The sequence below is a fragment of the Heliomicrobium modesticaldum Ice1 genome, from assembly GCF_000019165.1.
Classification (GTDB): Bacteria; Bacillota; Desulfitobacteriia; order Heliobacteriales; family Heliobacteriaceae; genus Heliomicrobium; species Heliomicrobium modesticaldum.
Window position 1 is genome coordinate 492,413 of the sequence record NC_010337.2, and the last position, 24,690, is coordinate 517,102.

A 24,690-nucleotide genomic window follows, 5' to 3' on the forward strand; every position below is an offset into this window, starting at 1 on the left:
CGCTATTCCCCCTCCTCAGTTCGTCGCTCTTCGACGACAGCCGCGCCGTCGGGGGTCTCGATCAGCCGTTGCACCTTGGCCTCGTAGGCGTCCAATTGGGAATGGCAGTGACGGACCAGGCCGATGCCCTCCTGAAAGAGCTTTAACGATTCATCCAAAGAGGCTTCGCCCGTCTCCAGCGACCGCACCACCTCTTCGAGGCGACCGATGGCCGCTTCGTAAGTCAGATTCAGGTTTGCTTTTCCCTTTGCCACCGCCTATTCTCCCTTCTCTCTTCCACGCGGCAGGTCAGTTCGCCGCGCTGCAATACGATATCGACCCGTTCCCCTTCCGCCACGGCGGCGCTGTCGCGAAGGACCTGGCCGGCCGAGTCCAGGCAAAGGGCAAAGCCACGGTCTAAGACGGCCAAGGGGCTGAGGGCGTCGAGCAGCCCCGCCTGCATGGCCAGTTCCCGCCGCCGGCCATGGAGCCCTTTTTCTGAAAGAGCGATCAGCCGGTGTTTCAAGTCTTCTATCCGCTCTCGCCTCGGGCAGAGGCGCTGTGGCGACGACGCCGAGAGGAGGCGCCCCTCCAGCTCCTTGAGCCGTCGCCGCAGTTGGGCCGCCCGACTGAGCGACACAGCCCGGCGCAGCCGCTCCTCGAACTGGTCGACGCGCTGGCGCGGAGCACGGAGCCGCAATAGCGGGTTGTCGAGCGACGGCCGTCCGGCCAGGGCCGACAGCGCCCGCCGTTCCCGCGCCAAACGCACCGTCATAGCCCGCTGCAGTTGCAATGCCAAGTCATCGACGCGACCGTGCAGGGCGCTGTAGAGCGGAACGACCAGTTCCGCCGCCGCCGACGGTGTGGCGGCTCGCATATCGGCCACCAGATCGGTAAGGGACACGTCCGATTCATGGCCTACCGCCGACACGACGGGCACAGGACAGGCGGCGATGGCGCGGCAGAGGGCTTCGTCATTGAAGGCCCACAGATCCTCTCGCGAGCCACCGCCGCGACCGATGATCACCACATCGACGCCGGGAACGCGGACGATCCGTTGCAAGGCCCGGATCAAGCTCGGCACGGCCTCTTCCCCTTGCACGACGGCTGGAGCGAAGGCGATGTTCATGGTCGGAAAGCGGCGCTGGAGCACAGAAAAAAGGTCCCGGATGGCCGCCCCGGTCGGCGCCGTCACGATGCCCACCTTGCGGGGCAACAGCGGCAGGGGACGTTTGCGTTCAGCAGCGAAGAGGCCGTCTGCTGCGAGCCGCTGTTTCACCTGCTCCAGGGCGAGAAAGATGCCGCCCAGACCGGCCGGCTCCATCTCTTCGGCATAGATCTGATAGATGCCGTCGCGCGGGTAGACCGACACCTGCCCGCGCAGGATCACCTTCAGGCCGTTTTCGGGGCGGAAGGAAAGGCAGCGGTTTTTGCCGCGAAACATGACGGCTTTGACGACGCTCTCCCGGTCTTTTAAGGTGAAGTACATGTGGCCGGAGGTGTGGTGCTTGAAGTTGGAGATCTCCCCTTGCACCCACAGATCGGTCAAGCGGGGCGCCGCTTCGAGGAGCCCCTGAATGTAGGTATTCAACTGGGTCACAGACCAGATCTTGTCCATGGCGGCCCCCTCGGCTCAAGGCGCTGCGCCGGCGTCCGGGCTGCGCCGGAATCGATTCATCAAGACGGTTTGGCAAAAGAGGCAGCCGAATCTAATTCGCCGCCTCAGCCGCCTTCGTCGTGATGTAGGCGTCGATGGCCTGGGCCGCCTTCTTGCCGGCGCCCATGGCCAAGATGACCGTGGCGGCGCCGGTGACGATATCCCCGCCGGCAAAGACGCCGGGGATGGAGGTGCGGCCCGCCTCGTCGGCGACGATGTTGCCGCGACGGTTCAATTCCAGGCCGGCCGTAGACTTGGTGGCCAGGGGGTTTGGCCCCGTGCCGATGGCGATGATGACCGTATCGGTGTCCATGACGAACTCGGAGTTAGCGATCGCCACAGGCTTGCGGCGGCCTGAGGCGTCAGGTTCGCCCAGTTCATAGCGGAGGCACTTCATCGCCTTCACCCAGCCGTTCTCATCGCCGATGATCTCGACAGGGTTGGTGAGGAGCTGAAACTGAACGCCCTCTTCCCGGGCGTGTTCGATCTCCTCGGCCCGAGCCGGCATCTCCTTGTCGGAGCGGCGGTAGACGATGGTGACCTCTTCCGCGCCGAGGCGCACGGCGGTGCGGGCGGCGTCCATGGCTACGTTGCCGGCGCCCAAGACGGCCACCTTGCGGCCCAGTTTGACAGGCGTGCCGTATTCAGGGAAGCGGAAGCCCTTCATCAGGTTCGTCCGCGTCAAAAACTCATTGGCCGAAAAGACGCCGCAGAGGTTTTCGCCGGGGATGCCCATGAAGTTGGGCAGGCCTGCGCCGGTGCCGAGGAAGACGGCGGCATAGCCCCGTTCGTTCATCAGCTCCTCCACCGTCACAGACGACCCGATGACGACGTTGAACTGCAAATCGACGCCCAGTTGGCGCAGGTTGGCGATCTCTTTATCGACAATCGCCTTGGGCAGGCGAAACTCGGGAATGCCGTACATGAGCACGCCGCCGGCGGTGTGCAAGGCCTCGAAGACGGTCACGGCGTAGCCGAGTTTAGCCAGCTCGGCGGCGCAGGTGAGACCGGCCGGGCCGGCGCCGATGACAGCGACTTTTGCGCCTTTGGCCGGGGCGGGTTCGGTTGCGCTAGCGCCCTGGGCCATCTCCCAGTCGGCCACAAAGCGCTCCAGCCGCCCGATGGCGACCGGTTCCGACTTGATGCCCAGGATGCACTTTTCTTCGCACTGGCTCTCCTGGGGACAGACGCGGCCGCAGATGGCAGGCAGCGCGTTTTTCTCTTTCAGCTTCACCGCCGCGCCGGCGAAATCGCGCGCGGCGACGGCTTTAATGAAATCGGGTATTAACACCTCAACGGGGCAGCCTTCTCGGCACCTGGGCTTTTTGCACTGGATACAGCGAGCCGCTTCCTTGACGGCCTGCTCTTCAGAGTAGCCGAGGGCGACTTCGTCAAAGTTGGTGCGGCGAACCTGAGGGTCCTGGCAGGGCATCGGTTGCCGGATCGTCTCCTTTAATGACATCCGCAGCGCCCCCCTTCACGGTGATGCTCCAGCGCCGCCAGGGCGCGCTTCTCCTCGTCGCGATAGATGGCAAGCCGCTTGAGGGCCAGGTCGAAATCGACCAGGTGGCCGTCAAACTCGGGGCCGTCGACACAGGCGAACTTGGTCTCGCCGCCGACGAGGACGCGACAAGCGCCGCACATGCCCGTGCCGTCCAGCATCAGCGGGTTCATGCTGACGATGGTGGGCACACCCATGGGGCGGGTCGTGTTGGCGATGGCGCGCATCATCGGCATGGGGCCGATGGCCCAGACGCGCTGCAGATCCTTGTTCGCTTCATAGAGGTCTTTCAAGGCGTCGGTGACAAAGCCCTTGCGCCCATAAGATCCGTCGTCGGTGCAGACGATCAAGGCGTCGCTGACGGCGGCCATCTTTTCTTCCCAGAAGAGCAGTTCCTTGTTGCGGGCGCCGATGATGGCGATGACGCGGTTGCCAGCCTCCTTCAGGGCGCGGGCGATGGGGTAGATGGGGGCGATGCCGACGCCGCCGCCGACGACCGCGACAGGGCCGTCAAAGCGCTCAATCTCGGAAGGCACGCCGAGGGGACCGACCACATCGAGGACGGCGTCCCCTGCTTCCAACCGGCCGAGCAGGCGGGTGCCCGCGCCGATCTCCTGAAAGATGGCCGTGATCGTCCCCTGCTCCCGGTCAAAATCGGCGATGGTCAGCGGGATGCGCTCGCCTTTTTCATCGGCGCGAAGAATAAAAAACTGTCCGGCCTTCGCTTTGGCCGCCACCAGCGGAGCTTTCAGATCGAAAAGCTTGACACTGGCGGAAAGGATCTCTTTCCGCACAATCGGGTACATTCGCCTGCTGCCTCCTCTATGCCATACTGCCGCACTTCGCAAAGGAAAACGCCTTACAAAGGCCGAACGGCGACCCTTGGCTCGCTTTTCATGATTCGCGAACCCCTGCCTATCTCCTGCAAACCGGGGGAGGGCATGTTTTAAAAAATACGGACAAAGCCCGGCGCTTATGCTGCCGCCAGCCTGTCCGCACACTTATGACACAATATCCAGTGTACACCGTGCAACCGCTGCGGTCAACGGCAAGCCATGGAAGCGGAGAGAAACTTGGCACCTAACAGCGCGACGCCGGCAGCGTTGTCGCCCGACAGAGCCGTTGTGGCAAAGGCGAGGCGACCGCCGACGGCGCGGTGTTCCAAGCGCTCCCGCAGGCGCCGCCGCAGAAAGCCGTTGGCCGCCACGCCGCCGACGATGAGCACGTCGCGGCAACCGGTCTCTGCGATGGCCCGGCGCAGGATCTTCTCCAGCGTCGAGGCGAGACAGCCTTCGATGCCGCGGGCGATGGCCGGCAGTGCAGGGATGCCTGGATGCGCCGGATCGCCCGGAAGTGTGGCAATGGCCGCAGGCGAGGCGGCTTCATTTGCCTTACGCCACTTTTCGATGAGCCGCAGCGCTTGGGCCTCCGCGCCGGAAAAACTGACATTGTAGCCTTTCACCGAGGCAGGAAAGGGGATCGCCTCGATCGCTTCGGTGGAACCTTCCGCCGCTCCTTCGGCAGCGCACCTGCCGCCGTCACACTGAGCGGCCAGCGCCTCCAGGTGCGGTCCCGCCGGGAAGGGCAGCCCTAAGGCCACGCCGACGCGGTCAACCAGTTGCCCGGCGTGCAGGTCTGTTGTGGCGCCCAACTTTTCTATGGAAAAAACGGCGCTGGCCCCGTCGAAGCGCACCCGCAACAGTTCCGTCGTCCCGCCGGAGAGGTGGACCGAGAGAAAGCCCTTTTTCAGCAGCGCCTCCGCCTGTTCACGGTCTTCCAAGGAGGCGATCCCCGCCATGATGTGCCCCTCCTGGTGGGTCGTCGCGAAAAAGGGGACGCCCTGCGCCGCCGCCACCGACCGCCCGACCGCCTCGCCGGCCAAAAAGACAGGCAGATAAGCGCCTTCCTCCGGCCTGGGCCGGGTGGAGGCGGCGACAGCCTCGACGCGGAGACCTTCTCTACCGGCTTTCGCCTCCCCAGAGCAGCGCAAGTCAGCAAACAACGCCTCCATGACATGCGGCAGTTGGCGGCCATGCAAAAAAAAGGCGTCTCCCTGGCGGAGACCCCTTTCTCCCGGCTTCACAGGCAACAATTGCCGTTTCTGGGCCAGCAGCCTGCCATCGAGGCTGGCAAAGGCGACAGAGGTCGTATAGCAACTCGTGTCGATGCCCAAGACCCCGCGAATGATATCCGCCCCCATCGGCTACACCTCGTTGACACCGGGCGGCTGCGTTTCCTCTTCGGCCATGGAACGCGTCTCCCGATTCGCCGCTGTTTCCGAAATCACCGTGGTAGTCACCGGGGTTGTCGCTGGGGTTGCGTCTGGGTCCGGCACTGGGGTTGACTCTGGCGCCGGGGTCGTCACCCGGTTCGTCACTGCGGCAGGCGCCCCTTCCTGCGCCGAAGTCTTCTCGCCGCGCGCCTCGCGGAGCTCCCGGGCCAGTTGGCCAAGGATGCCGTTCACAAACTTGGCCGATTCCTCGTTGGCGTAGATCTTGGCCAACTCGATGGCCTCGTTGATGGCGGCGTTCAAAGGGATGTCCTCCCGAAAAAGCATCTCAAAGATGGCCACGCGCAGCAGGTTGCGGTCCACATGGGGCATCCGCTCCAGGTTCCACTCCTTGGCCAGGCGGCGGATGTTCCCGTCGATCGTCTCTCGGTTCGCCACCGCGCCTTCGACCAGTTCCCGGGCAAAGGCGGCGGCCGCCTCGCTGATCCCGAATTCTTCACTGGCGTACTGCAAGGCATAGGCCGGTTCCATCCGGCCCACATCAGCCATAAACAACGTCTGCAAGGCAGTCTCCCGCCCTTGTCGCCTGCTCAAATGTCTCGCCCCTCCCCGTATTTATGATTATTCTTACCGCAAAGGGCTTTTTCTCTCTACTTCAACCGGCTCAAAGGTGATCTGGATCTCCTTCGGCTCCATGCCGGTCGCCGATTCGAGCACATGGCGCGTCGCCTGCTGGATCTTTTCGCCGAGGGCAGGCAGCCCTACCTTCAGATCAGAGGCCACATGCAGCCCGATGGCGATGCCGTCAGAGACGGTGCGGATGCGCACCCTGAGGCCCCGGATGCCGACAAAACCGGCCACGGCGCCGCGGATCAGCCCCTCGACAGCCAACCGGGAGATCTGCACCTTCCCGTGAGGCGTGCGCGCCAATAGCGTCATGCCCTTCATCGGCCGAGACCAGGCCCGGAACAAAAACCACCCGACCAGGAGCAGATAGAAGATCGCCCCGACGGCCCAGGCCGCGCGCACTCCCCCTTGCCGCCAGGCGGTCAAGTACCGTTCGACAACACCGGCGCCGCCGCCGCCCGAAAAAGCAGCCACCACGATCATGATGGCAAGCGCCGCCGGCGGCAGCGCCACTAAAAAAGCCAGCAGACGGCTCAGCCCTTCCATGTCTGACCCCTCCCCGCTCGTTCGCCCGGCAACCGGTCGGACGGGCAAAAACCCCCCTGACGGTCTCAGGGGGGCCTCGATCATCTCACCCGGTCATCCTCTTTTGTTTCCGGCGTGGGGAAGTTCACCCCTTGAATATGGACGTTGACCTCGACGACGGTCAACCCGGTCATGCTTTCGATGGAGCGCTTCACATTTTCCTGGACGCGCTTAGCCACCTCGGGGATGCGGCTGCCGAAATTGACGATGATGTTCATGTCAATGGCCGCTTCCCGTTCGCCGACCTCGACCTTGACGCCGCGGGTCAGGTTCTTGCGGCCGAGCATCTCAGCGATGCCGCCGCCCAAACCGCCGCTCATCGCGGCGACGCCTTCCACTTCGGTCGCCGCCAAGCCAGCGATGGTCGCAACGACCTCTTGGGCGATACGGACGTGGCCGATATCCTGCTTGGTTGTAATAGAATCCATGTGTACGGGCACCCCCTGGTGAGGATTTCCGATGGAGAGTGTCCATCATGTAGTATTGTACCAAAGAGAGGGAGGGTATACCAGTCATAGTGCGTCCTTTCATCGCTTTAAGCAAAAAGGAACCCGGCCTCAGAAAACGGACCGGGTCCTTTGCTGTTCTTCTCTTGTTGTCCCTGTCAGCGCAGCTTATGTCGCTCTACTCCCCCGTCATCCTCGCCTGGATGAAGTTCGTGTAGACTTCGCCCTTCTGGAAGAAGGCGTTGCCCAGCACTTTTTGCTGGAAGGGGATGGTGGTCTTGACGCCTTCGATGACGAACTCGTCGAGGGCGCGCTGCATGCGGGCGATGGCCTCGTTGCGGTCGCGGCCCCAGACGATCAGCTTGCCGATCATGGAGTCGTAGGTGGGCGGGATGGTGTAACCGGCGTAGGCGGCGCTGTCGAGGCGGACGCCCAGGCCGCCGGGAGGGTGGTAGGCGGTGATCTTGCCGGGGCTCGGCATGAAGTTGCGGGCCGGGTCTTCGGCGTTGATCCGACATTCGATGGCGTGGCCCTTGATGACGATGTCATCTTGGGTGTAGCCCAGGGGCTCGCCGGCGGCGATGCGGATCTGCTCTTTGATCAGGTCGATGCCGGTGATCATCTCCGTCACCGGGTGCTCGACCTGGATGCGGGTGTTCATCTCGATGAAATAATAATGACCGTGCTTATCCAGCAAGAACTCGACGGTACCGGCGTTGACGTAGTTGACGGACTTGGCGGCCAGCACGGCCTGTTCGCCCATCTCCTTGCGCAGTTCCGGCGAGAGAGCCGGCGACGGGGCTTCTTCCAGCAGCTTCTGATTGCGCCGCTGGATGGAGCAGTCGCGCTCGCCCAGGTAGACCGTGTTGCCAAACTGGTCGGCCATGATCTGAAACTCGATGTGGCGCGGCTCTTCGATGAATTTTTCGATGTAGACGGCTTTGTTGCCGAAGGCGGCTTCCGCCTCGGCCTGAGCCGTCTGAAGGGCGTTGAAGAGGTCTTTTTCCGAATGGGCGATGCGCATGCCACGACCGCCGCCGCCGGCCGAGGCCTTGATCATGACCGGGTAGCCGATCTCCTCGGCGATCTTTTCGGCCTCTTCCTCAGAGGTGACGATGGACTCGGAACCGGGGACGACGCGGACACCCGCCTTGATCATCGTCTCCCGCGCTACGGCCTTGGAGCCCATGGACTCGATGGCCTTGGAGCCGGGCCCGATGAACTTGATCTTGCAGGTTTCGCAGATCTCGGCAAAGTAGGCGTTTTCCGAGAGAAAGCCGAAGCCTGGGTGGATCGCTTCCGCGCCGGAAACGGTGGCGGCGCTGATGATGTTAGGGATGTTCAGATAGCTGCGGTTTGAGGGCGCCGGTCCGACACAGTAGGCTTCGTCGGCCAGTTTCACATGGAGGGCGTCCTTGTCGGCCTCGGAGTAGACGGCGACAGTCCCGATACCCATCTCCTTGCAGGCGCGGATGATGCGGACGGCGATCTCACCGCGGTTGGCGATCAGGATCTTGTTAAAGAGGCTGTGATGGTGTCCCATTCAGGCGCCCCCTTAGGCTTTTTCAACGAGGAAAAGGGTTTGGCCGTATTCGACAGGCGCGCCGTTTTCCACGAGGATGTCGACGATGGTTCCCTTGATCTCGGCTTCGATCTCGTTCATCAGCTTCATGGCCTCAATGATGCAGACCGTCGTGCCCTTGTCCACCTTGCTGCCCTTTTCCACATAAGGGCGGGCGTCGGGAGCCGGGGCGCGGTAGAAGGTGCCCACCATGGGCGAGGTGATGGCGACGACGTTCGGGTTTTTGGACAGGTCGGCGGCCGGTTGGGGCGCAGGCGCGGCGGCTTCCGCAGCAGGCGCGGGCGCGGCGGACGCAGGGGCGGCGACCATGACAGGGGCAGCGGCGGCGGGAGCATGGATGGCCGATCCCTTGCGGATCGAGAGTTTGACGCCATCGCTCTCCACCTGCAGTTCAGCAATGTCCGTACCGTTCAGAACCTGGATGAGTTCTTTGATTTCCTGGACGTTCACCTTTGCATCCTCCTTCTGCGTGTTCCCTCTGACGGGAGCGGACTGGCTCGCCCCAGGCTGAGGGGCGGGTGGGCCTTCCTGGTTCTGAACGACCGGGGCGACCACGTGGGCTTGCGGGTTTTTCCGATATTCGAAGAATTTTAAGGCCACTTGCGGGAACAGGGCGTAGGACAGGACATCCTCCTCGCTCTTGGCCAGGGGACCTAGTTCGCGGCGAGCGCGGTCCATGGCCGGCTCCAGCAGGTCGGCGGGACGGCAGTCGATCTGTTTGTCATCTTTGAGGATCTTGGTCACGATATCCTGACGGATCGGCGCAGGCGGTTTGCCGTAAAGGCCTTTCACATAGCCCTTCACTTCGCCGGGGACCAGTTTGTAGCGCTCGCCTGTGAGGACGTTCAAGACAGCCTGGGTGCCGACGATCTGGCTGGTGGGGGTGACAAGGGGCGGGTAGCCGAAGTCGGCCCGCACCTTGGGCATCTCATGTAAGACATCGTTCAGACGGTGGCGCGCCTTCTGCTCTTCTAACTGGGTGATCAGGTTGGTGATCATGCCGCCGGGTACCTGGTGGTCGAAGACGAGCATGTCGTTAAGGCCCGTGATCCCCCGTTTGTAGCCGAGGCGCTTGCGCAGATCCTCGAAGTACTGGGTGATCTCAAAAATCCGGTGGATGTCGAGGCCCGGGTCATAGGGGGTGTCGCTGAAAGCCCGCACCAGCGTCTCGACGGGCGGCTGGGAGGGACCGAAGGCCAGCGGCAAAGAGGCGCAATCGATGATGTCGGCGCCGGCTTCGACGCCTTTTAAGAGGGCGCCGACGGCCATGCCGCCGATGTAGTGGGTGTGCAGTTGCAGGGGCAGGTTGACCTTCTCCTTGATCAAGGTGACCAGTTCCCGCGATTTAAAGGGCAGGAGCAGGCCGGCCATATCCTTGATGCAGAGGGAGTCGGCGCCCATCTCGGCCAGTTGAAGGGCCGTCTCGACGTAGTGCTCCATCGTGTGAACAGGGCTGATCGTATAGACGATGGCCGCCTGCACATGGGCGCCGGCTTTTTTGGCGTGGCGCATGGGCGCTTCCATGTTGCGGATATCGTTGAGGGCGTCAAAGATACGGATGATGTCGATGCCGTTTTCGACGGCTTTATGAACAAAAGCCTCGACGACGTCATCAGGATAATGGGTGTAGCCGACAAGGGACTGGCCCCGCAGGAGCATCTGCAAGGGGGTGCGGCGAAAATATTTTTTCAGGATGCGCAGCCGTTCCCAGGGATCTTCGTTCAGGTAACGCATGCAGACATCGAAAGTGGCACCGCCCCATACCTCTACGGAGTGGTAACCCACCTTGTCCATCTTTTCGACGATGGGAAGCATGTCTTCCAGGCGCATACGGGTGGCCCACAGGCTCTGGTGGCCGTCCCGCAGTGTCGTCTCGGTGATCTTTACTCTGCGTTCATGTTGCACTCGATTCCCTCCGTCTCTCCGAGCGGCACGACGTCCCGTTCCTGGTTCCGCCGCCTTCTGACAAAATAGAAACTCAGGCCGTTGTTGGAGTGACAACTCCTGAGTTATACGCTAGCGACAGTGCTAGACACTTACCATACATTATAGAGTTCGGACGATTCAGACGCAAGGCGTGATTCTCTTTGTATACAGAATAACCGCTTTTCCCCATCATATAAACACTTCTGTCGAAAAGGCGCGCGAACAGGATTGCTGCAAAAAGGTCTCCCGGCTCTTTTGCGGCCTCCGGCTAGCGGTTCATCACCGATACGACGTTCGTCTTGACACCTGTCGAACGAGCCACCAGTTCGGCGATTTTGCCCTTCTCGGCTTGCGTCAACTCCCTGGCGGCGACGATCACCGATACGGTGTTATTCTGGATCAGGACGACGGCGTCGCGGTAGCTGTTGGCGATGAGCAGCCGTTCCGTCTCCATCTCCTTTTTGATCTGCTCGCTGATCTCAAGCAGTTTCCTCTGGGCCTCCTTGCGCGTCTCGCCGGAGGACTGGTCGTTGCGGACGATCTCCTGAAGGATCTCGATCTGCTGGCTGCGGACGCGCTCCCGCTCCATCCGATACTCGGAGAAGAAGTCCTGCCCTTTGTTTTGGAAATGGCCGGGGTTGGGCAGCGCCGGGCCAGCCCTCTGGCTGAAGTCAGAGGTGGAGACTGCGTTGGAGGCGGAGGCTGCGTCGGAGGCGGAGGCTGCGTCGGAGGTGGAGGCTGCGTTGGAGGCGGAGGCTGCGTCGGAGGCAGCAGTCGCAGAGGGATTGGGGCCAGTCCTTTTTCCGAGAGGGACTGCCGCAGCAGGGGGCGTCTTTGCGGCGGAAGGAGACGGCGGCGCAGAAGAGACCGTCGAACCGGATGGCGCAGGTTCCCCGAAGATCCGGTCGCTCTCTCGCAACGCCACCGAAAAGACGAGATCGCTCACGGAATAGACGCCGAAGAATCCGGCAGCTGTGACGAGGAGGCCCGCCAGCAGGGCGAGGACCTTGCGGTTCGGCCACTGGGGCAGGCCGGGCATCCAGGATGGTTTTCGGATGATCCGGATCTTCATCGTTTTTCCTCCCGTGGAAAGACGCTGACCTTATGGGCCGGGATATCGAGGAGCGTGCAGACGGCGCGGCTGATATTCTGGCGCACGTTAGCGTCTCTCGCCCCCTCGGCGACGACGAGGACGCCGGCCACCTGGTAGCGCAGTTCCCGCACGACGACCGGCTGCTCTTTGGCGGCAGTGCTTTCCTTCACCACCACGACGGTGCGGCTGTCCGTGTTGTCCGAGGTCACCCGCGTGCCGCCGGACTTGTCCTTTTCTTCGATCTTCTTGTTGTTGGCGTTGCTGTTGGTGGCGTATTCCGACTGGGTGCCCTGGGCGAGGCTGACGACCACCTCGGTGGCGCCGACCCCCTCGATCTTGGAAACAGCGCTGGCTACGCGTTCGCTCAGCAGGCGCTCTTGGGCCGCCAACTCCGAACCCCGGCCCGTCTTCGCGCTTTCCGCCGCCGCTGTTGCCGACGTGGGCGCCGCCTCTTGTCCCGGCCAGATCCCGGAACCTTGTCGTCGCTCCTCGGCCGTCATCAAGGCGACACCTAGGAAGATCACGGCAGCCAGTACAGCCAACAGTTTATCTTTCGGCTGCTTGAGCCAGTTCATCTTTCACCCTCCCCCATCTTCGCCGATTTTTGCGTTCTCATGTCGGGTCTTTCCTTATTCCCAGAAAACCCGGATCCGCTCCGGCGGGATCCCGTAGAAGCCGGACAAGGTCTGGACGATCGATTGGGCAGTCGCCTCTCTATCGATTTCGCCCTTCTGCGCGGGGGCGGCCTTGGGATCGTTCGCAAGGTCGCCGGCGCCCTTTTGCAGATCCCGGTCGTCGACCATCACCGGTGCAACCGCTTCTGTCGCCTCCTTCGACCCTTTCGCCGGTTCGTCCGGTCGCAAGGTGACGGTGATCTGCCCGATGGCCGAAGGGTTCTCCTCCCTTTTGCCCAGTTCCACCTGTGCTGCCGCCGCTTTTACGCCCGGCTTCAGCCCGACGAGGGCCTCCACCTGACGCTGCAAACGGTTTTTTGCCTCTTCGCGAGCCTGATGGAGCCCCTCTTCCCGCAAGGCCTCTCCCTTGCGGCGGATCTCATCGTAACCGGCGACCTCGCGGGCGGGCATGTCTCCGCCCAGCGTGGCGGCCCAGTCGTTCCGGTTGAGCCAGCTCATGATCGGATTGAGGACAGCCACCATGATAAACAGCCCCGCCACCAGCCGGACCAGAGACTGCAACCTTCCGTTGGGCAGGAGCATGTCCAGCAGGGTGCCCACAAGGATGATCAATACCACCTGTTCGATGATCTGACGAAGGATATCCAGGCGGCTCCCCTCCTTACCGCAACATGACGGTCAGATTGCCGGCCCCGACGACGATGGTAAGCGCCAGAAAAAACATGAGCCCCACGGCAGCGACGGCGCCGAAGACCAAGGTCAGGCTGCCGCCGATCGTCTCCAGGCTGTCGGCCACCGGGCTGTCGCCGATGGGCTGGAGCAGCGCGCCGGCCAACCGATAGATCAGCACGAGCGCCAAAATCTTCAAGGACGGCAGGACGCAGAGGATGGCGATGATGACCAGGCCGATGAGCCCGATGCCGTTTTTGAGCAGCAACGACGAGTTGACGATGAGCTCGAAGCTGTCGGCCACAAGGCCGCCCACGACCGGCAACAGGGCGTCGGTGGCGTACTTGGCCGTCCGCAGTGTCAAGCCGTCAGCGACAGCGCCGACAGCGCCGTAGATGCTGATCACCCCCAAAAAGACGGTGATAAACAGCCCCATGGCCAGCTTGTAGCCGTCTTTGATCAGGTTTTGCAGGTTTTTCACCTTGAACTGGGAGGAGACATGATTGAGGATCCCCAGCACAGCCGAGAAAAGGATGAGGGGAAAGATCCAGTCCTTGATCAGGGTGCTGATCAGGGTGATGGCGCCGAAGATGACGGGATGGAAGAGCGCCCCTGAGGCGAAGCCGCCCATGGCCGTCAGCAGGGTGAGCAGGACCGGCAGGATGGCCTGCATGAACCGAACCATGTCGTCGATCGCCCCTCGGCCGGTCTGAACGGCCGCATAAAAGCTATGGATAGCGATGGTGATCAGCACCATGTAGCCGACGGCGAAGGCCGTCTTGGAGACAGCCCCCGATTCAAAGGATGACTGAAAGTGGTTAAGGACGGCGACGACGACCGCCAGGATGATCAGTTCCCCCAACAGCGCCGTGTTGGCCAGCACCTCCTGAAAGAGGTAGCCCATGACGCCCCGGAAGACTTCTCCGATCGAGAGGCTCACCCTGCCGTTGCGGATGTCCTCCATGATCGTGCGCGGATTCAGAGAGGGCAGGTACTTCCCCTTGTCCCGCTCCAGTTCCTCGAGGACCCGTTGGAATTCGGAGAGATCCACCGTCGGCGCCGGGGCGGGGCTGCCCCCTCCGGAGGGATCGCCGGAAGACCCCTGGGAGGGGGTGACCGAGGCGCCCGGTGCGGCGGCTGCGGGAGGAACCGCCAGTGAAAGCTGACTGACTGACAGAAGAAGCACCAGGAACAGACAGAGCATATGGCGCCACATTGGCGAGACAATCCCGGCCTTCACGGCAGCTTCAGCGTTTGCAAAAAGACCTGCTCGTCCAAACCGACCGGCAAACCATTCCCGCCGCCTCATGAGGGGCCACCCCGCGGCAGCAGACTCATCAGGGAGTCCATCAAGGCCAGCAGGATCGGCAGCGCCAAGACCATCACGACGATCTTGGCGGCCATCTCCACTTTCGTGGCGATCGTCGATTCGCCGGCATCGCGGCAGATCTGCGCGCCAAACTCGGCGATATAGGCGATGCCGACAATCTTCAACAGCGTCGTCAGATAGTAGCGGTTGATCTGCGCCTTGTTGGCCAGGTCCTCGAGGACCTGCATGACGGCGGAAATCTTGCTCAACACAAACAAAAACAGGATCACACCGGCGGCAATGCTCAGTTGGACAGCCAGTTCGGGCCGCTGCTTGCGCACGATGACCAGAAAGATGGTCGCGATGATGCCCACCCCGACAACCTGAAGAATCTCCACGGCACACCTCCTCTCCCGGCTTTCAGTCCATCGAAGCTGCGGCGGCGCTCAGAACGCTCCTGATCAATAGAGGGAAAAGACTGACCGGACCTGATCGAAAAGGTCGCTGATCAGGCGAAGGACCATGAGCGTCACCAGCGCCACACCGCTGATGGCCAACAGTTGCGCCAGTTCTTCCCGTTTCGCTTCTTTCAGTATGGAATAAAAAATCGCCACGACGATGCCGATGCCGGCGATCTGAAAGATCTGCAACATGTTCATTCCCTTGTCCTCCCCCTCACCAAATGGTCAGGACAACGGCAGCCCCGAGCAGGACGCCCCCATAAGACCAGACTTTAGCCATCCTGGTTTCCCTCTCCCGCGCCTCCTGCTCCAGATAAGCCAGCCGGTTTTTCACCTCTTCGATGCGGTGCAATTGATCCTCCCGCGGCGCTGCGCCGAGACCGAGGGCGAGGCGCGCCAGTTCTTCCCCGTCAGAAGGATGCAACGGCGTCCGGGGCAGCCAGTCGCCGACCGACTGCAACCAGATCGCTGACGCCGCCTGTCCCTCCGCCCGGCGCAACCGATTGCCCGCTTCGGCAAAGAGGGCATTGACGGGCGGACCGGCGGTCCGGCTCACCTGAACAAGCGCTTCCGGCAGGTGGGTCGCTCGGAAGGCGACCTCTGTCGCCAACATCGCCAGCGCCGATTGCAGCGACGCCAGGATCTGCCTGCGCCGGCGGAGATCCCTCGCCGTCATGAACCCCCCAGCCGAAAAAGCGCCGACGATCAGCGCTGCGCCGACCAGCTTCCCCATACCCTTCCCTCCTTCAGGCGGTTTCCACCGGCGTCGAAGATGCCTTCCACCGTACCCGGCCCCTCCCGGCGGCTGAGAACGACCAGCCGCTGAAACACTTTCCGCTTCAACATCCGCTCCAGACCCGGCCTCGTCAGCAGCTCTTCCCGGTTCCGTCCATGGGCAGTGGCCAACAGGGTGACACCGCTGTGGACCGCCTCCTCGATAGCGAGCACATCCTCCTCGCGGCCGATCTCATCTGTGGCCAGCACCTGGGGACCCATCGAACGAAGCAGACGCAACAAGCCTTCCGCTTTTGGGCAGCCGTCGAGCACATCGGTGCGGGGGCCTACGTCGTTTTGCGGGACACCCCGATAACAGGCGGCGATCTCAGAACGCTCGTCCACCAACCCTACCGTCTTGCCCGCCAGTCCGCACTCCGGTCGCCCTGTGCTGATCTGCCGGATGATATCCCGCAGCAGTGTCGTCTTCCCCCCACCGGGAGGGGAGACGATCAGGGTGGAAAAAAAAAATCCCCTCATCAACAGCAAGGAGTTGGGGCAGCAGAGGGTCGGCGACGCCGAGAAACTGGCGGGCGATGCGGATATTTAAGGAAGAAACAGGATGGATCGTCTTCACCCGCCCCCCGTCGAGGACCACTCGGCCGGCCAGCCCCACCCGGTGTCCTCCGGGCAGCGTCAGAAATCCTTGCCGGAACTCCTGTTCCAGCGCATAGACCGAACAATGGGCGATCAGGTGCATCGTTTGCATGATTTCTTCCTCAGTCACGGCGCGCAACAGTAGGTCATCTAACCTGCCGCAGAGGGCGAGCGGTCGACCGGCACGGAGGCGAATCTCCGTTATCTCATGGCGCAGCCCCGGTCGGGCTGCCAGCACATCCGTCAGGAGAGAACGGAGCGTAGGGGCCAGGTAAGGCAAGAGCCGCCCCGTCCAGTGTCCATCAGCCTCTTCTTTTTCGGCGGCCTGTTGCGCAGAGGCTTTGTCCCTTGACGAGCATTCCTTGACTCCACGGACACTGTCTCGGTTTTCCTTCAGAGCATCTGCCCGCTTATCGGCGGCGCCGTCATCGAGCACCGTCAGGCCATCGGCGCCACCGGAAAAAAGCCACCGCAATCCTTGTCCCCCCTTCCCCTACAAAAACATATGCCCTCCTGCCAGGATTATGCAAAAAGAGAAGCCCTGCGCCGTGACGGGCGAGACCTTCTCTTCTAAGATAATCATCGATAATCATCGATAATCGGCGCCTATGACAGGCTTCCCCCGGAACATTCGTCCCAGGATCAAGCATTGCCCTCAGTGGGTATGGCGATGACAGGCGGCATCGCCGCAGTCACCGTCGCGTTCCGCTTCCTCACCCATCACGATCTGTTCCTCCCCGTCTTCGTCGCCTTCCCGGATGAAGACCCCTTGCCGACAGGAGGGGCAGGTGACCTCCAGGTAGTCATCGTCGTCGAGCAGCTTAGCATCAAAAGAGACGTTTTCCTGGCACGATGGACAGGCGATCTCGACGATATCATCGTCATCTTCATCGTCGTCTTCATAAATGTCCTGTTCCAACTGGAAGAGGTCGTCATCCATGCTCTCGACGATCTCGTCAAGGCGTTCCTGCTCTGCTTTCACCGTGTCAATCGAGTCGGCCATGTCGCCGAGGACCTGCAGCATTTCCGTGAGCAGGCGCCCTTCCCGGGAACTGGTCCCCACGTTCATACCCTCAGCCAGTCCTTGCAGGTAGGAGATGCGCTGGCGTAGCTTCTGCAAAACAAAATCCCTCCCGGTTTCTATGGATTGCCATCGGCTATCCGTAGTATCTCCGGGAGGGATTCTTCTTAGGCAATGACGACTTAAGCGCGGGAAACGTAGGCGCCGGTCCGGGTGTCGATGATCAGCATCTCGCCTTCGTTGATGAAGAAGGGGACTTGGACGATGGCGCCGGTCTCCAAGGTGGCCGGCTTGCTGCCGCCGGTGGCGGTATCGCCGCGGATGCCCGGTTCAGTGGCGACCACTTTCAGTTCCACCGTGTTGGGCAGTTCGACGCCCATCAGGTTGCCGTTCCAGGTGAGGACGTGAACGTTCATGTTCTCCTTCAGGAAACGGAGCTGCTCTTCGATCTGGTCGCGCTGCAGCGTGATCTGTTCAAAGTTCTCCACATCCATAAAGGTGTAATCGTCGCCGTCACTGTAGAGGTACTGCATCTGGCGGCGCTCCAGGCGGGCCTTGGGCACTTTTTCACCGGCCCGGAAGGTGCGCTCCACCACGGAACCGGTCTTGATGTTTTTCAGCTTCGTCCGCACGAAGGCGGCGCCTTTGCCGGGCTTGACGTGCTGGAATTCGATGACGACATAAGCGTCGCCATCCAGTTCAATCGTCGAACCCGTCCGAAAATCGTTCGATGAGATCATGGACGAAAAATGCTCCTTCCCCTTGTGAGATGCCCAGTCAGGTTGATGGATGATCTGAAAGCTTGCGCGCGGGATAAAAGCCCTTCGGCGACACCCGCTGCAGGCAACTTTCCTTTACAGGACGAGCAGTTCCTTCGGCGATGTGGTCAGGTTGCGGCAACCGTCGGCTGTGACGATGACCAGGTCTTCGATGCGGACGCCGCCCCAGCCGGGAATGTAGATCCCCGGTTCGACGGTGACCACGTGGCCAGGCTCCAAGACATCCTCAGACAGGGCAGATAGACGCGGGTTTTCATGGACGAGCAACCCGACGCCATGGCCGAGACCATGACCGAAGTGCTCGCCGTAACCGGCCGCCTCGATCACATCCCGGGCGATCCGATCGATGGCACGCCCGCTTTTTCCGGGAGCGATAGCGTCCAAGGCCCGTTTCTGGGCATCGAGGACCGTGTCATAGACCTTGCGCTGCTCCGCTGTCGGCGGACCGAAGATCACTGTCCGGGTCATGTCGGAACAGTACCCTTCAAGGATACAGCCGAAGTCGAGGGTGATCAGTTCCCCTGTCCCGATCTTTTTGTCCGAGGCGACCCCGTGAGGCAAGGCGGACCGTTCGCCGGAGGCGACGATGAAGGCGAAAGAGACGCCCTGGGCGCCCTCCCGCCGGAGAAAAAACTCCAACTCAAGGGCCACGTCCCGCTCGGTCATCCCCGGTCGCATATAACCAAGTATATGTTGAAAGCCCCGATCAGCCAGCGCGGCGGCGCGGCTCAGCGCCAACTGTTCCCCTTCGTCTTTGACCATCCGGAGCGACTCTACAACCCCCTGGCGCGGGACCCAGTGCACATCGGGCAGAGCCGTCCTCAGCTTTTGCTGCTGTTCGAGGGTGACCACATCGCTCTCCACGGCGATGTTCCGCCAACCCCGGTCGGCGACCGCCTCCCGGAGCGCCTCCGTCCAGGCGCCTTTTTGCCGGAGCAGCGTCCAGTCGGGCGCTTGTTCCCTCGCCTGTTCCCAGTAGCGAAAATCGGTAGCCAGCCATTGGCCTTCCCGATCGACGAGCAAAAAGCCGGCCGAACCGGTGAAACCGGAGAGATAGCGGCGGTTTTCCGGGGACAGGATCAGGAAGGCGTCGATGCCGTCACCCCAGCGCTGGCGCAGCCGCGCAACCCGAGACTGGGCAGCCTGGGCCAGCGGAACAGGGCTTTGTTCCGGCCGGTGCTGCCCCTCGCCGCCCTTCCGGACTGTCAGGTAATGGCGGGCCCCTTCCATGGCCAGCCGATACCCATCAGCGCCGAAACCGGCGATCTGCCCGACAGCGATGGGCGCAATGAAGGAATGGTGACGAAATTCTTCCCGAGCGTGAATATTGCTGAGGTGCACCTCGATCACCGGGATGGCGACGCCGGCCAGGGCGTCCCGCAACGCGACGGAGGTATGGGTGTAGGCGCCAGGGTTGATGATGATCAGATCGACACGGCCGAAGGCGTTGTGGATGCAGTCGATCAGCGCGCCTTCATGGTTCGACTGAAAGCAGACAACCTCCCAGCCCCAACTGCGGCCGAGTTCACTGACGGCCTTCTCGATCTCCGCCAGCGTCGTCGTCCCGTACCGGGCCGGTTCGCGGCGGCCCAACAGATTCAGGTTGGGACCGTTGAGCAGCAAAATGCGCGCATTCAGGCGAGATCCCCCATTTCCCTCAGCATTTTACCACAAAAGCCCCGGCGGCAACAACGACTTAAGGGCCGCTGATGGCCATTTCTTTGACGCGCAGCGTCGGCGCACCCTTGCCGATGAAGAAGGTCAGGTCGCTGCCGACGCCGTCGATCCCTTGCAGCCAGTCGAGAAGGTTGCCGGCGAGGGCGACGCCCCGGACCGGACGTGTCAGCCGCCCCTGCTCGATCAGGAGCCCGGCGGCGCCGACGGAAAAATCGCCCGAGATGGGGTTCGCCGTGTGCATGCCCATCACCTCGGTCACATAAAAACCGGATTCGATCTGGCCGATCAGCTCGCCGGGCGCGCAGTTTCCGGCTTGCAGATAAAAGTTGGTCGTCCCCACCTCCGGCGTCCCCCGGAAGGAGCCTCGTGAGCCGTTGCCTGTTGACACCGCCCCTGCTTTGGCGGCCGTATAGGTGTTGTGCAGATAGCCCGCCAGGGTCCCCTTGTCGATCAGCACCGTCCGCGACGTGGGCACGCCTTCGCCGTCAAAGGGGGCCGAGAGGATCCGCCCTTCCATGCGGCCGTCGTCGATGACGGTCACCTCCGGGGCGGCGATGGGCTGTCCCTCTTTCCCGGCGAAGAGCGACTTGCCTTTTTGGACGGCCTCCGCCGTCAGCGACGGCGCCAGGATGGCGAGGAACTGAGTGGCCACGTAAGGGTCAAAGACGACAGGAGCGCGCCGAGACGATACGGGCTTCGCGCCGAGCATGCGCAAGGCCTTTTCTGCCGCCTCGCGTCCGATCTGCTCCGGATCGATGCCGTCAAAGCTTAAGCCGTAAGAGAGGGAAAAGCCGGTCTGGCTCTCACCGTTCTCCTCGGCCACCAGGTAGGCATAGCCGCCGCAGTAGGCCCCCCGGCAGGCCACATCGACGCCCTGAGAATTGATGATCGTCACCGTATACTCGGTATCGGTGTAGCTGGAACGCTCGATGATTTTTATCCGTCCATCGACAGCCTTTGCCGCCGCCTCGATCGCTTTGGCCAGTTCGATCTTCTGTTCCACCGAGACCACGGCCAGAGAGGGGTCATAGGTCTTCACGTCGGGATACCGATCCGCTTTGCCCGGCAGGCCCCGGAAGCGATCCTCGGCGTTCCAGCGGGCGTTGGCCAGCGCCCTGTCCACAGTCTCCTCTAGCGCCTTTTCCGAAAGGTCGGACGTATAGGAATAACCCATTTTGCCGCCCTGAAAAAGGCGGATGCCGATGCCGCGATCCTCGGCCAGCTTCATCGTTTCCACGATGCCTTTGGAGACATCGATGGAAAGCTCCTTAGCGTCAAGGCCGTAGGCCTCGGACAGGTTCGCGCCCTTCGCCTGCGCCCGTTCGACCATCCGGCGGGCCAGTTCCCGCATCGCAAGGTGGCTCACCGCCACACCTCCTGTTGTCAGTTTGCCCGCGCCGGCAAATCCGCTTGCTATCCCGGCGAAATTACCGGCCCTACACTGTTCATCCTGCAACCGTCCGGCACTATCGGGGTTTTATGGACCTGCGATCCGATAAACCTTGCCGGTTGAGGGCAAAAAAGCCACACCCGCAGAACGGGCATGGCCCAATGTCTATGGGTGTCACAGACGCCGGATCCGGCCGGCGTGGTTGTTCAGCAGGTCAAAGGCAGACAGGCGGCGCAGTCCGCCGCCGACGCCGCCGCCCGCGCCTGTGCCGGCGCCGCCTCTACCGCCTGGCGCCGCCTGCCCGTCCTCTTCATCGCCGCGCTCCGCCGCGCCGGTTCCTCCCACGATCAGGGAGGTGATGCGCAGCGTCGGCTGGGCGTCTGACACCGGCGCACCCTGACCGTCTTTGCCACAGGTGCCGATGGCGTAGCCGAGGTCGTTGCCGACGCGGTCGATCTGCCGCAGCACCTCAGGGCCGTTGCCGGTCAAAGTGGCGCCGCGCACCGCCGCGCCGATCTCGCCGTTTTCGATCAGATAGCCTTCGGCCACATCGAAGACGAAGTCGCCGTTGGTCGTATTCACCTGGCCGCCACCCATCTTCTTGACAAAAAGACCCCGCTTCGTGTCCCTGATGATCTTTTCCGGGATCTCGTCGCCTGAGGCGATGAGGGTATTCGTCATGCGCGGAAGAGGCTTATGCTGGTAAGACTCGCGCCGACCGTTGCCGGTGGAGGGTCGCTTCTCCTTTCCGGCGGTGAAGCGGTCGTGCATAAATCCCTTGAGGATGCCCTTTTCGATCAGGACGTTCTTCTGCCCCGGCGTCCCTTCGTCGTCAAAGCGGAGGGTGCCGTACTTGCCGGCGATGGTGCCGTCATCGACGACCGTCACCAGCGGTGACGCTACCTGCTGTCCTTCCTTGCCGGCGTAGACGGAGAGGCCTTTCTGGGCTAAGTCGGCCTCCAAGCCGTGGCCGCAGGCCTCATGGACCATAGTGCCGCCGGCGGCGCTGGACATGACGACAGGCATCTTGCCCGATGGCGCCGGCTTGGCCGTCAGCATCAAAAGCGCCCGATCGACGGCTGCTTGGGCCAGTGACTCCGGATCGCGCTCCTGAAAGATCTCAAAGCCCTTCGTCCCACCCAGGGCCTCATAGCCTGTCTGGATGACGGCGCCGTCCGCCGCCACAGCGTGGACGACGAAGCGCGTGCGGATCCGCTCATCTTCGATATAATCGCCCTCCGAGTTGGCGATGGTCACCTCCTGGACCACATCGCCGTACCCGACGGTCACCTGTTTGATCCGGTCGTCGATGTTGCGGGCATGGCGATTGGCCCGCAGCACCTGTTCCACCTTGTCCTCAAGGGCCACCTCGTCGGGACGCGATTCAATGACCATCTGCACCGGCGACGACCGCTTCGTCAGGTCGATGGGACGAGAGGCTGCGCCGCCGCGAGCGGCGTGGCTGGCCACCTGGGCCGCATGGCCCAGTCCCTCTAGACTGAGGTCGTTCGTGTAGGCATAGGCCGTCGACTCCCCGGCGATGACGCGGATGCCGGCACCGATATCGATCCCCGAGTGGATCCGCTCGATCTTGTTGTCATCACAGCCGATCCCGTTGACCGACTTCTTCTCGATGAAGATATCAGCAAAATCAGCGCCCTGGCGCAGCGCGATCTGAAGCACATCCCGCAGATCGTCGACAGCAGGTCGATGCAGCAACGGGCTCCCCCTCCAGTCCTTATTTGTCGCTATCTGCCTTAGCAGGTTCCGCCGCCTCCTCCGGTCTCGCATGGCGGGGGTTTTTGGCGACGAGCATCATGCCATGGGCGATGGCGCCGATGATATCGACATGAAACTGGTTGGCCAGCAGATTGATCTTCGAATAGACTTCCCCTTTGTCGGTGACCACATACCGCGGCGGGAGACGGTTCAGCGCTGCGGCCATGATATCCATGCGACATTGGCTGCAACGGCAGACTTCCGGGTGCTGTGTCAACAGATCGTCTAAAAAGTTTGCGACGACGCCCTCCATGAGATTGTGGATCATCCTGAACCCTCCTCCGGTCGCGCCGGAAATGTATGGCCTTTCAGCGCGAAGACGCCTCCCAATGCCCGCCGGCGCGTCCTCGACTGCTACGGAACAACGCCGCGAGGTACAACTATGGTAGAGAGTTCGACGAAGGAATGAGAGTTCCTCCTGTGACCAGCCTGCTTTACCATAACTTGAATGGGTGACTCGCCCGAACCGGCAGGCGCCGCCAGCCTTGTGACATGCAGACCTTCGATGCCGGAAGCGAGCGGTTTCGTGTCAGCCCCTTCCCGCCGCTGGACGGTGCCCGCCTCCAGGGTGTACCGAACATCGACCCAGGTCAAGAGGCCGCTGTTTTCGACCAGTACCTGACAGTCGACGCGGGTGCCGCCGTTGTAAATGCGGATATCACGCCCATACCGCAGATCCTTGGCCATCCAGGCTAAGACCCAGCGGACGCCGCTGTTCCCCTCCATACGGTGACTTTCCACATCGACGATGGCCATGCCCGTATTGAGCAACCGCAAGCCCATCAGGAGCAGGATGCCTGCGATGGTCATGGCCAGCAAGACCTCGATGAGGGTCATGCCGGATGAGCCCTCCCCTTTGCGCCGACGCTTCACTGCCGCCTCCGGGCAAAGCGGCTTTTTCATTGTCAGCATCGCAATCTTCCTTAACAAAACGCCCCTATCTTGATTCATCAGGAGACTTCGCCGCTCGGCGGCGGCATTGAATCGATGCGCACACGCCCGTTCCGGGACACGATCACATAGCGGTTGCGTCCATTGCTCCCCTGCAACATGACCGTCCCTCCCATGCCGGGCATGCCGGCCCTCCCATCGGTGGCGAAAATAAAGGTGTTCCGATACATGTTCGAAGTCACGTTAAAGCTGGTTGTTTTGACAACGACCCCTCCCGGCAGTGTCCGGCTTTCGCTTTTCCGTTCATCGTCACTATAGGTGATGCGGTAGTTGGGACTTTCAATGACGAAGACCAGCGCTACATTCCGTTGTTCCAGCACCGCCTTGTCCCTGGCAGACAGGAGGTCCGTCTGCACCTGACGCGCTGCCGCTTCCAGCGATAACTGCCCGTACCAGCGGCTCAAAAAGGGGCCGCTCGCCAGCAAAAGGCTGCCGAGCAAGACGAGGACAAGGCAGACCTCAACGAGCGTATATCCGCGCATCGTCCCGACGGCGGCCATCCCGCGCTGAATCGGCACTCCCATCGGCCCCCCTTATCTCATCCCACTTATGTACAAAGCGCTCCCCTACGGTCAGCGGGCAGAGACGCTTCTCAACAGGGATCGCTCCACCGAGGATACCTGCCATAGGCCGGCCTCCCTTTTCTCCATCCCCAAGCGGGCCAACATGGCGAAACGACCGCCGTCTCCCTCAGCAGATGCGATCACATCGAGAGAGAACGGCTTGCCTGTCACCGTCCGGTACGTCAACCGCACCTTGCTCTCACCCAGGGAAAAGCCGGGGAGCCTGGCGGCAAGGTGGCTTGCCAGCGACGCCGCCTCCGGCGGGCTTTCCCAATCGGGTCGGCGCTTTAGCCAGTCCTCTGCCGCGGCCAGGGCTGCTTCGATGCCCGACTCAGCGCTGTAGAGAAGCTGTTCAGCCCGCGCCTGCGTGCGGACTGATGACCAGGTGTAATTTCCCATGGCCGTGACCGTCGCCGCCATCGTCGCCAATGCGGCGATGATGAAAAACAGGTAGAGCAA

The 24,690-nt window shown here is 62.2% G+C and carries 28 protein-coding genes; all 28 read right to left on the minus strand.

What is annotated here, in order from left to right:
• Positions 1 to 2: 2 nt before the first annotated feature.
• Positions 3 to 254: an exodeoxyribonuclease VII small subunit gene (gene xseB, locus HM1_RS02260; RefSeq protein WP_012281641.1), complete on the minus strand. Its 252-nt coding sequence runs from the start codon at positions 252 to 254 to the stop codon at positions 3 to 5.
• On the minus strand, positions 230 to 1,597 hold the full coding sequence (gene xseA, locus HM1_RS02265; RefSeq protein WP_012281642.1) for an exodeoxyribonuclease VII large subunit: 1,368 nt from the start codon (positions 1,595 to 1,597) through the stop codon (positions 230 to 232). The genes xseB and xseA overlap by 25 nt, the downstream gene beginning before the upstream one ends.
• A 91-nt stretch (positions 1,598 to 1,688) precedes the next feature.
• Positions 1,689 to 3,098, minus strand: a complete 1,410-nt coding sequence (gltA, locus tag HM1_RS02270; protein WP_012281643.1) for an NADPH-dependent glutamate synthase — start codon at positions 3,096 to 3,098, stop codon at positions 1,689 to 1,691.
• The gene (locus tag HM1_RS02275; protein ID WP_012281644.1) at positions 3,089 to 3,943 is read right to left on the minus strand and encodes a sulfide/dihydroorotate dehydrogenase-like FAD/NAD-binding protein; all 855 of its coding nucleotides are present in this window, start codon (positions 3,941 to 3,943) and stop codon (positions 3,089 to 3,091) included. Before HM1_RS02275 ends, gltA begins: the two co-directional genes overlap by 10 nt.
• 236 nt (positions 3,944 to 4,179) lie before the next feature.
• A complete protein-coding gene (locus HM1_RS02280; protein ID WP_012281646.1) occupies positions 4,180 to 5,337 on the minus strand; it encodes a tRNA (adenosine(37)-N6)-threonylcarbamoyltransferase complex transferase subunit TsaD in 1,158 nt (385 codons plus the stop codon).
• Between the two features lie 3 nt (positions 5,338 to 5,340).
• Positions 5,341 to 5,961: a transcription antitermination factor NusB gene (gene nusB / locus HM1_RS14870; RefSeq protein ID WP_012281647.1), complete on the minus strand. Its 621-nt coding sequence runs from the start codon at positions 5,959 to 5,961 to the stop codon at positions 5,341 to 5,343.
• A 33-nt stretch (positions 5,962 to 5,994) separates the two neighbouring features.
• The gene (amaP, locus tag HM1_RS02290; protein WP_012281648.1) at positions 5,995 to 6,540 is read right to left on the minus strand and encodes an alkaline shock response membrane anchor protein AmaP; all 546 of its coding nucleotides are present in this window, start codon (positions 6,538 to 6,540) and stop codon (positions 5,995 to 5,997) included.
• A gap of 80 nt (positions 6,541 to 6,620) precedes the next feature.
• Entirely contained in the window at positions 6,621 to 7,007 is a 387-nt protein-coding gene (locus tag HM1_RS02295; RefSeq protein ID WP_041313127.1) for an Asp23/Gls24 family envelope stress response protein, read from the minus strand.
• 196 nt (positions 7,008 to 7,203) lie between these two features.
• Complete coding sequence (accC, locus tag HM1_RS02300) at positions 7,204 to 8,568, minus strand: acetyl-CoA carboxylase biotin carboxylase subunit (protein ID WP_012281650.1); 1,365 nt, start codon at positions 8,566 to 8,568, stop codon at positions 7,204 to 7,206.
• A gap of 12 nt (positions 8,569 to 8,580) precedes the next feature.
• Entirely contained in the window at positions 8,581 to 10,512 is a 1,932-nt protein-coding gene (gene accB / locus HM1_RS02305; protein ID WP_012281651.1) for an acetyl-CoA carboxylase biotin carboxyl carrier protein, read from the minus strand.
• A 289-nt stretch (positions 10,513 to 10,801) separates the two neighbouring features.
• The gene (locus HM1_RS14340) at positions 10,802 to 11,605 is read right to left on the minus strand and encodes a SpoIIIAH-like family protein (RefSeq protein ID WP_012281652.1); all 804 of its coding nucleotides are present in this window, start codon (positions 11,603 to 11,605) and stop codon (positions 10,802 to 10,804) included.
• Positions 11,602 to 12,201 carry a stage III sporulation protein AG gene (locus HM1_RS02315; protein WP_012281653.1) on the minus strand — a complete coding sequence of 200 codons (600 nt, stop codon included), beginning with the start codon at positions 12,199 to 12,201 and terminating at the stop codon, positions 11,602 to 11,604. The genes HM1_RS14340 and HM1_RS02315 overlap by 4 nt, the downstream gene beginning before the upstream one ends.
• A gap of 54 nt (positions 12,202 to 12,255) precedes the next feature.
• Complete coding sequence (locus HM1_RS02320) at positions 12,256 to 12,873, minus strand: stage III sporulation protein AF (RefSeq protein ID WP_041313130.1); 618 nt, start codon at positions 12,871 to 12,873, stop codon at positions 12,256 to 12,258.
• 49 nt (positions 12,874 to 12,922) lie between these two features.
• Complete coding sequence (spoIIIAE, locus tag HM1_RS02325) at positions 12,923 to 14,146, minus strand: stage III sporulation protein AE (RefSeq protein WP_207643771.1); 1,224 nt, start codon at positions 14,144 to 14,146, stop codon at positions 12,923 to 12,925.
• 89 nt (positions 14,147 to 14,235) lie between these two features.
• Complete coding sequence (gene spoIIIAD / locus HM1_RS02330) at positions 14,236 to 14,637, minus strand: stage III sporulation protein AD (RefSeq protein WP_012281656.1); 402 nt, start codon at positions 14,635 to 14,637, stop codon at positions 14,236 to 14,238.
• A 63-nt stretch (positions 14,638 to 14,700) separates the two neighbouring features.
• Entirely contained in the window at positions 14,701 to 14,898 is a 198-nt protein-coding gene (spoIIIAC, locus tag HM1_RS02335; protein WP_012281657.1) for a stage III sporulation protein AC, read from the minus strand.
• A 16-nt stretch (positions 14,899 to 14,914) separates the two neighbouring features.
• A complete protein-coding gene (locus HM1_RS14345) occupies positions 14,915 to 15,433 on the minus strand; it encodes a stage III sporulation protein AB (protein WP_012281658.1) in 519 nt (172 codons plus the stop codon).
• Positions 15,406 to 15,894, minus strand: coding sequence for a stage iii sporulation protein aa (locus HM1_RS16330; RefSeq protein ID WP_250635864.1), 489 nt, complete (start codon positions 15,892 to 15,894; stop codon positions 15,406 to 15,408). The genes HM1_RS14345 and HM1_RS16330 overlap by 28 nt, the downstream gene beginning before the upstream one ends.
• Entirely contained in the window at positions 15,803 to 16,546 is a 744-nt protein-coding gene (locus tag HM1_RS16335) for a stage III sporulation protein AA (protein ID WP_012281660.1), read from the minus strand. The genes HM1_RS16330 and HM1_RS16335 overlap by 92 nt, the downstream gene beginning before the upstream one ends.
• A gap of 180 nt (positions 16,547 to 16,726) precedes the next feature.
• Positions 16,727 to 17,191 (minus strand): CD1247 N-terminal domain-containing protein, encoded by a 465-nt coding sequence (locus HM1_RS02350; RefSeq protein ID WP_012281661.1) that lies wholly within the window; start codon positions 17,189 to 17,191, stop codon positions 16,727 to 16,729.
• A gap of 83 nt (positions 17,192 to 17,274) precedes the next feature.
• Positions 17,275 to 17,832, minus strand: a complete 558-nt coding sequence (gene efp, locus HM1_RS02355) for an elongation factor P (RefSeq protein WP_012281662.1) — start codon at positions 17,830 to 17,832, stop codon at positions 17,275 to 17,277.
• A gap of 114 nt (positions 17,833 to 17,946) precedes the next feature.
• The gene (gene aroQ, locus HM1_RS02360; protein WP_012281663.1) at positions 17,947 to 19,494 is read right to left on the minus strand and encodes a type II 3-dehydroquinate dehydratase; all 1,548 of its coding nucleotides are present in this window, start codon (positions 19,492 to 19,494) and stop codon (positions 17,947 to 17,949) included.
• A gap of 73 nt (positions 19,495 to 19,567) precedes the next feature.
• Positions 19,568 to 20,914, minus strand: coding sequence for a TldD/PmbA family protein (locus tag HM1_RS02365; protein ID WP_012281664.1), 1,347 nt, complete (start codon positions 20,912 to 20,914; stop codon positions 19,568 to 19,570).
• Between the two features lie 198 nt (positions 20,915 to 21,112).
• Positions 21,113 to 22,657, minus strand: coding sequence for a TldD/PmbA family protein (locus HM1_RS02370; RefSeq protein WP_012281665.1), 1,545 nt, complete (start codon positions 22,655 to 22,657; stop codon positions 21,113 to 21,115).
• A 19-nt stretch (positions 22,658 to 22,676) separates the two neighbouring features.
• The gene (locus HM1_RS02375) at positions 22,677 to 22,985 is read right to left on the minus strand and encodes a late competence development ComFB family protein (RefSeq protein WP_012281666.1); all 309 of its coding nucleotides are present in this window, start codon (positions 22,983 to 22,985) and stop codon (positions 22,677 to 22,679) included.
• Positions 22,986 to 23,071: 86 nt separating this feature from the next.
• Positions 23,072 to 23,629 (minus strand): PulJ/GspJ family protein, encoded by a 558-nt coding sequence (locus HM1_RS02380; RefSeq protein WP_012281667.1) that lies wholly within the window; start codon positions 23,627 to 23,629, stop codon positions 23,072 to 23,074.
• Between the two features lie 38 nt (positions 23,630 to 23,667).
• Positions 23,668 to 24,186: a GspH/FimT family protein gene (locus HM1_RS02385; RefSeq protein WP_187147798.1), complete on the minus strand. Its 519-nt coding sequence runs from the start codon at positions 24,184 to 24,186 to the stop codon at positions 23,668 to 23,670.
• A gap of 54 nt (positions 24,187 to 24,240) precedes the next feature.
• On the minus strand, positions 24,241 to 24,690 hold the full coding sequence (locus tag HM1_RS02390; RefSeq protein WP_012281669.1) for a hypothetical protein: 450 nt from the start codon (positions 24,688 to 24,690) through the stop codon (positions 24,241 to 24,243).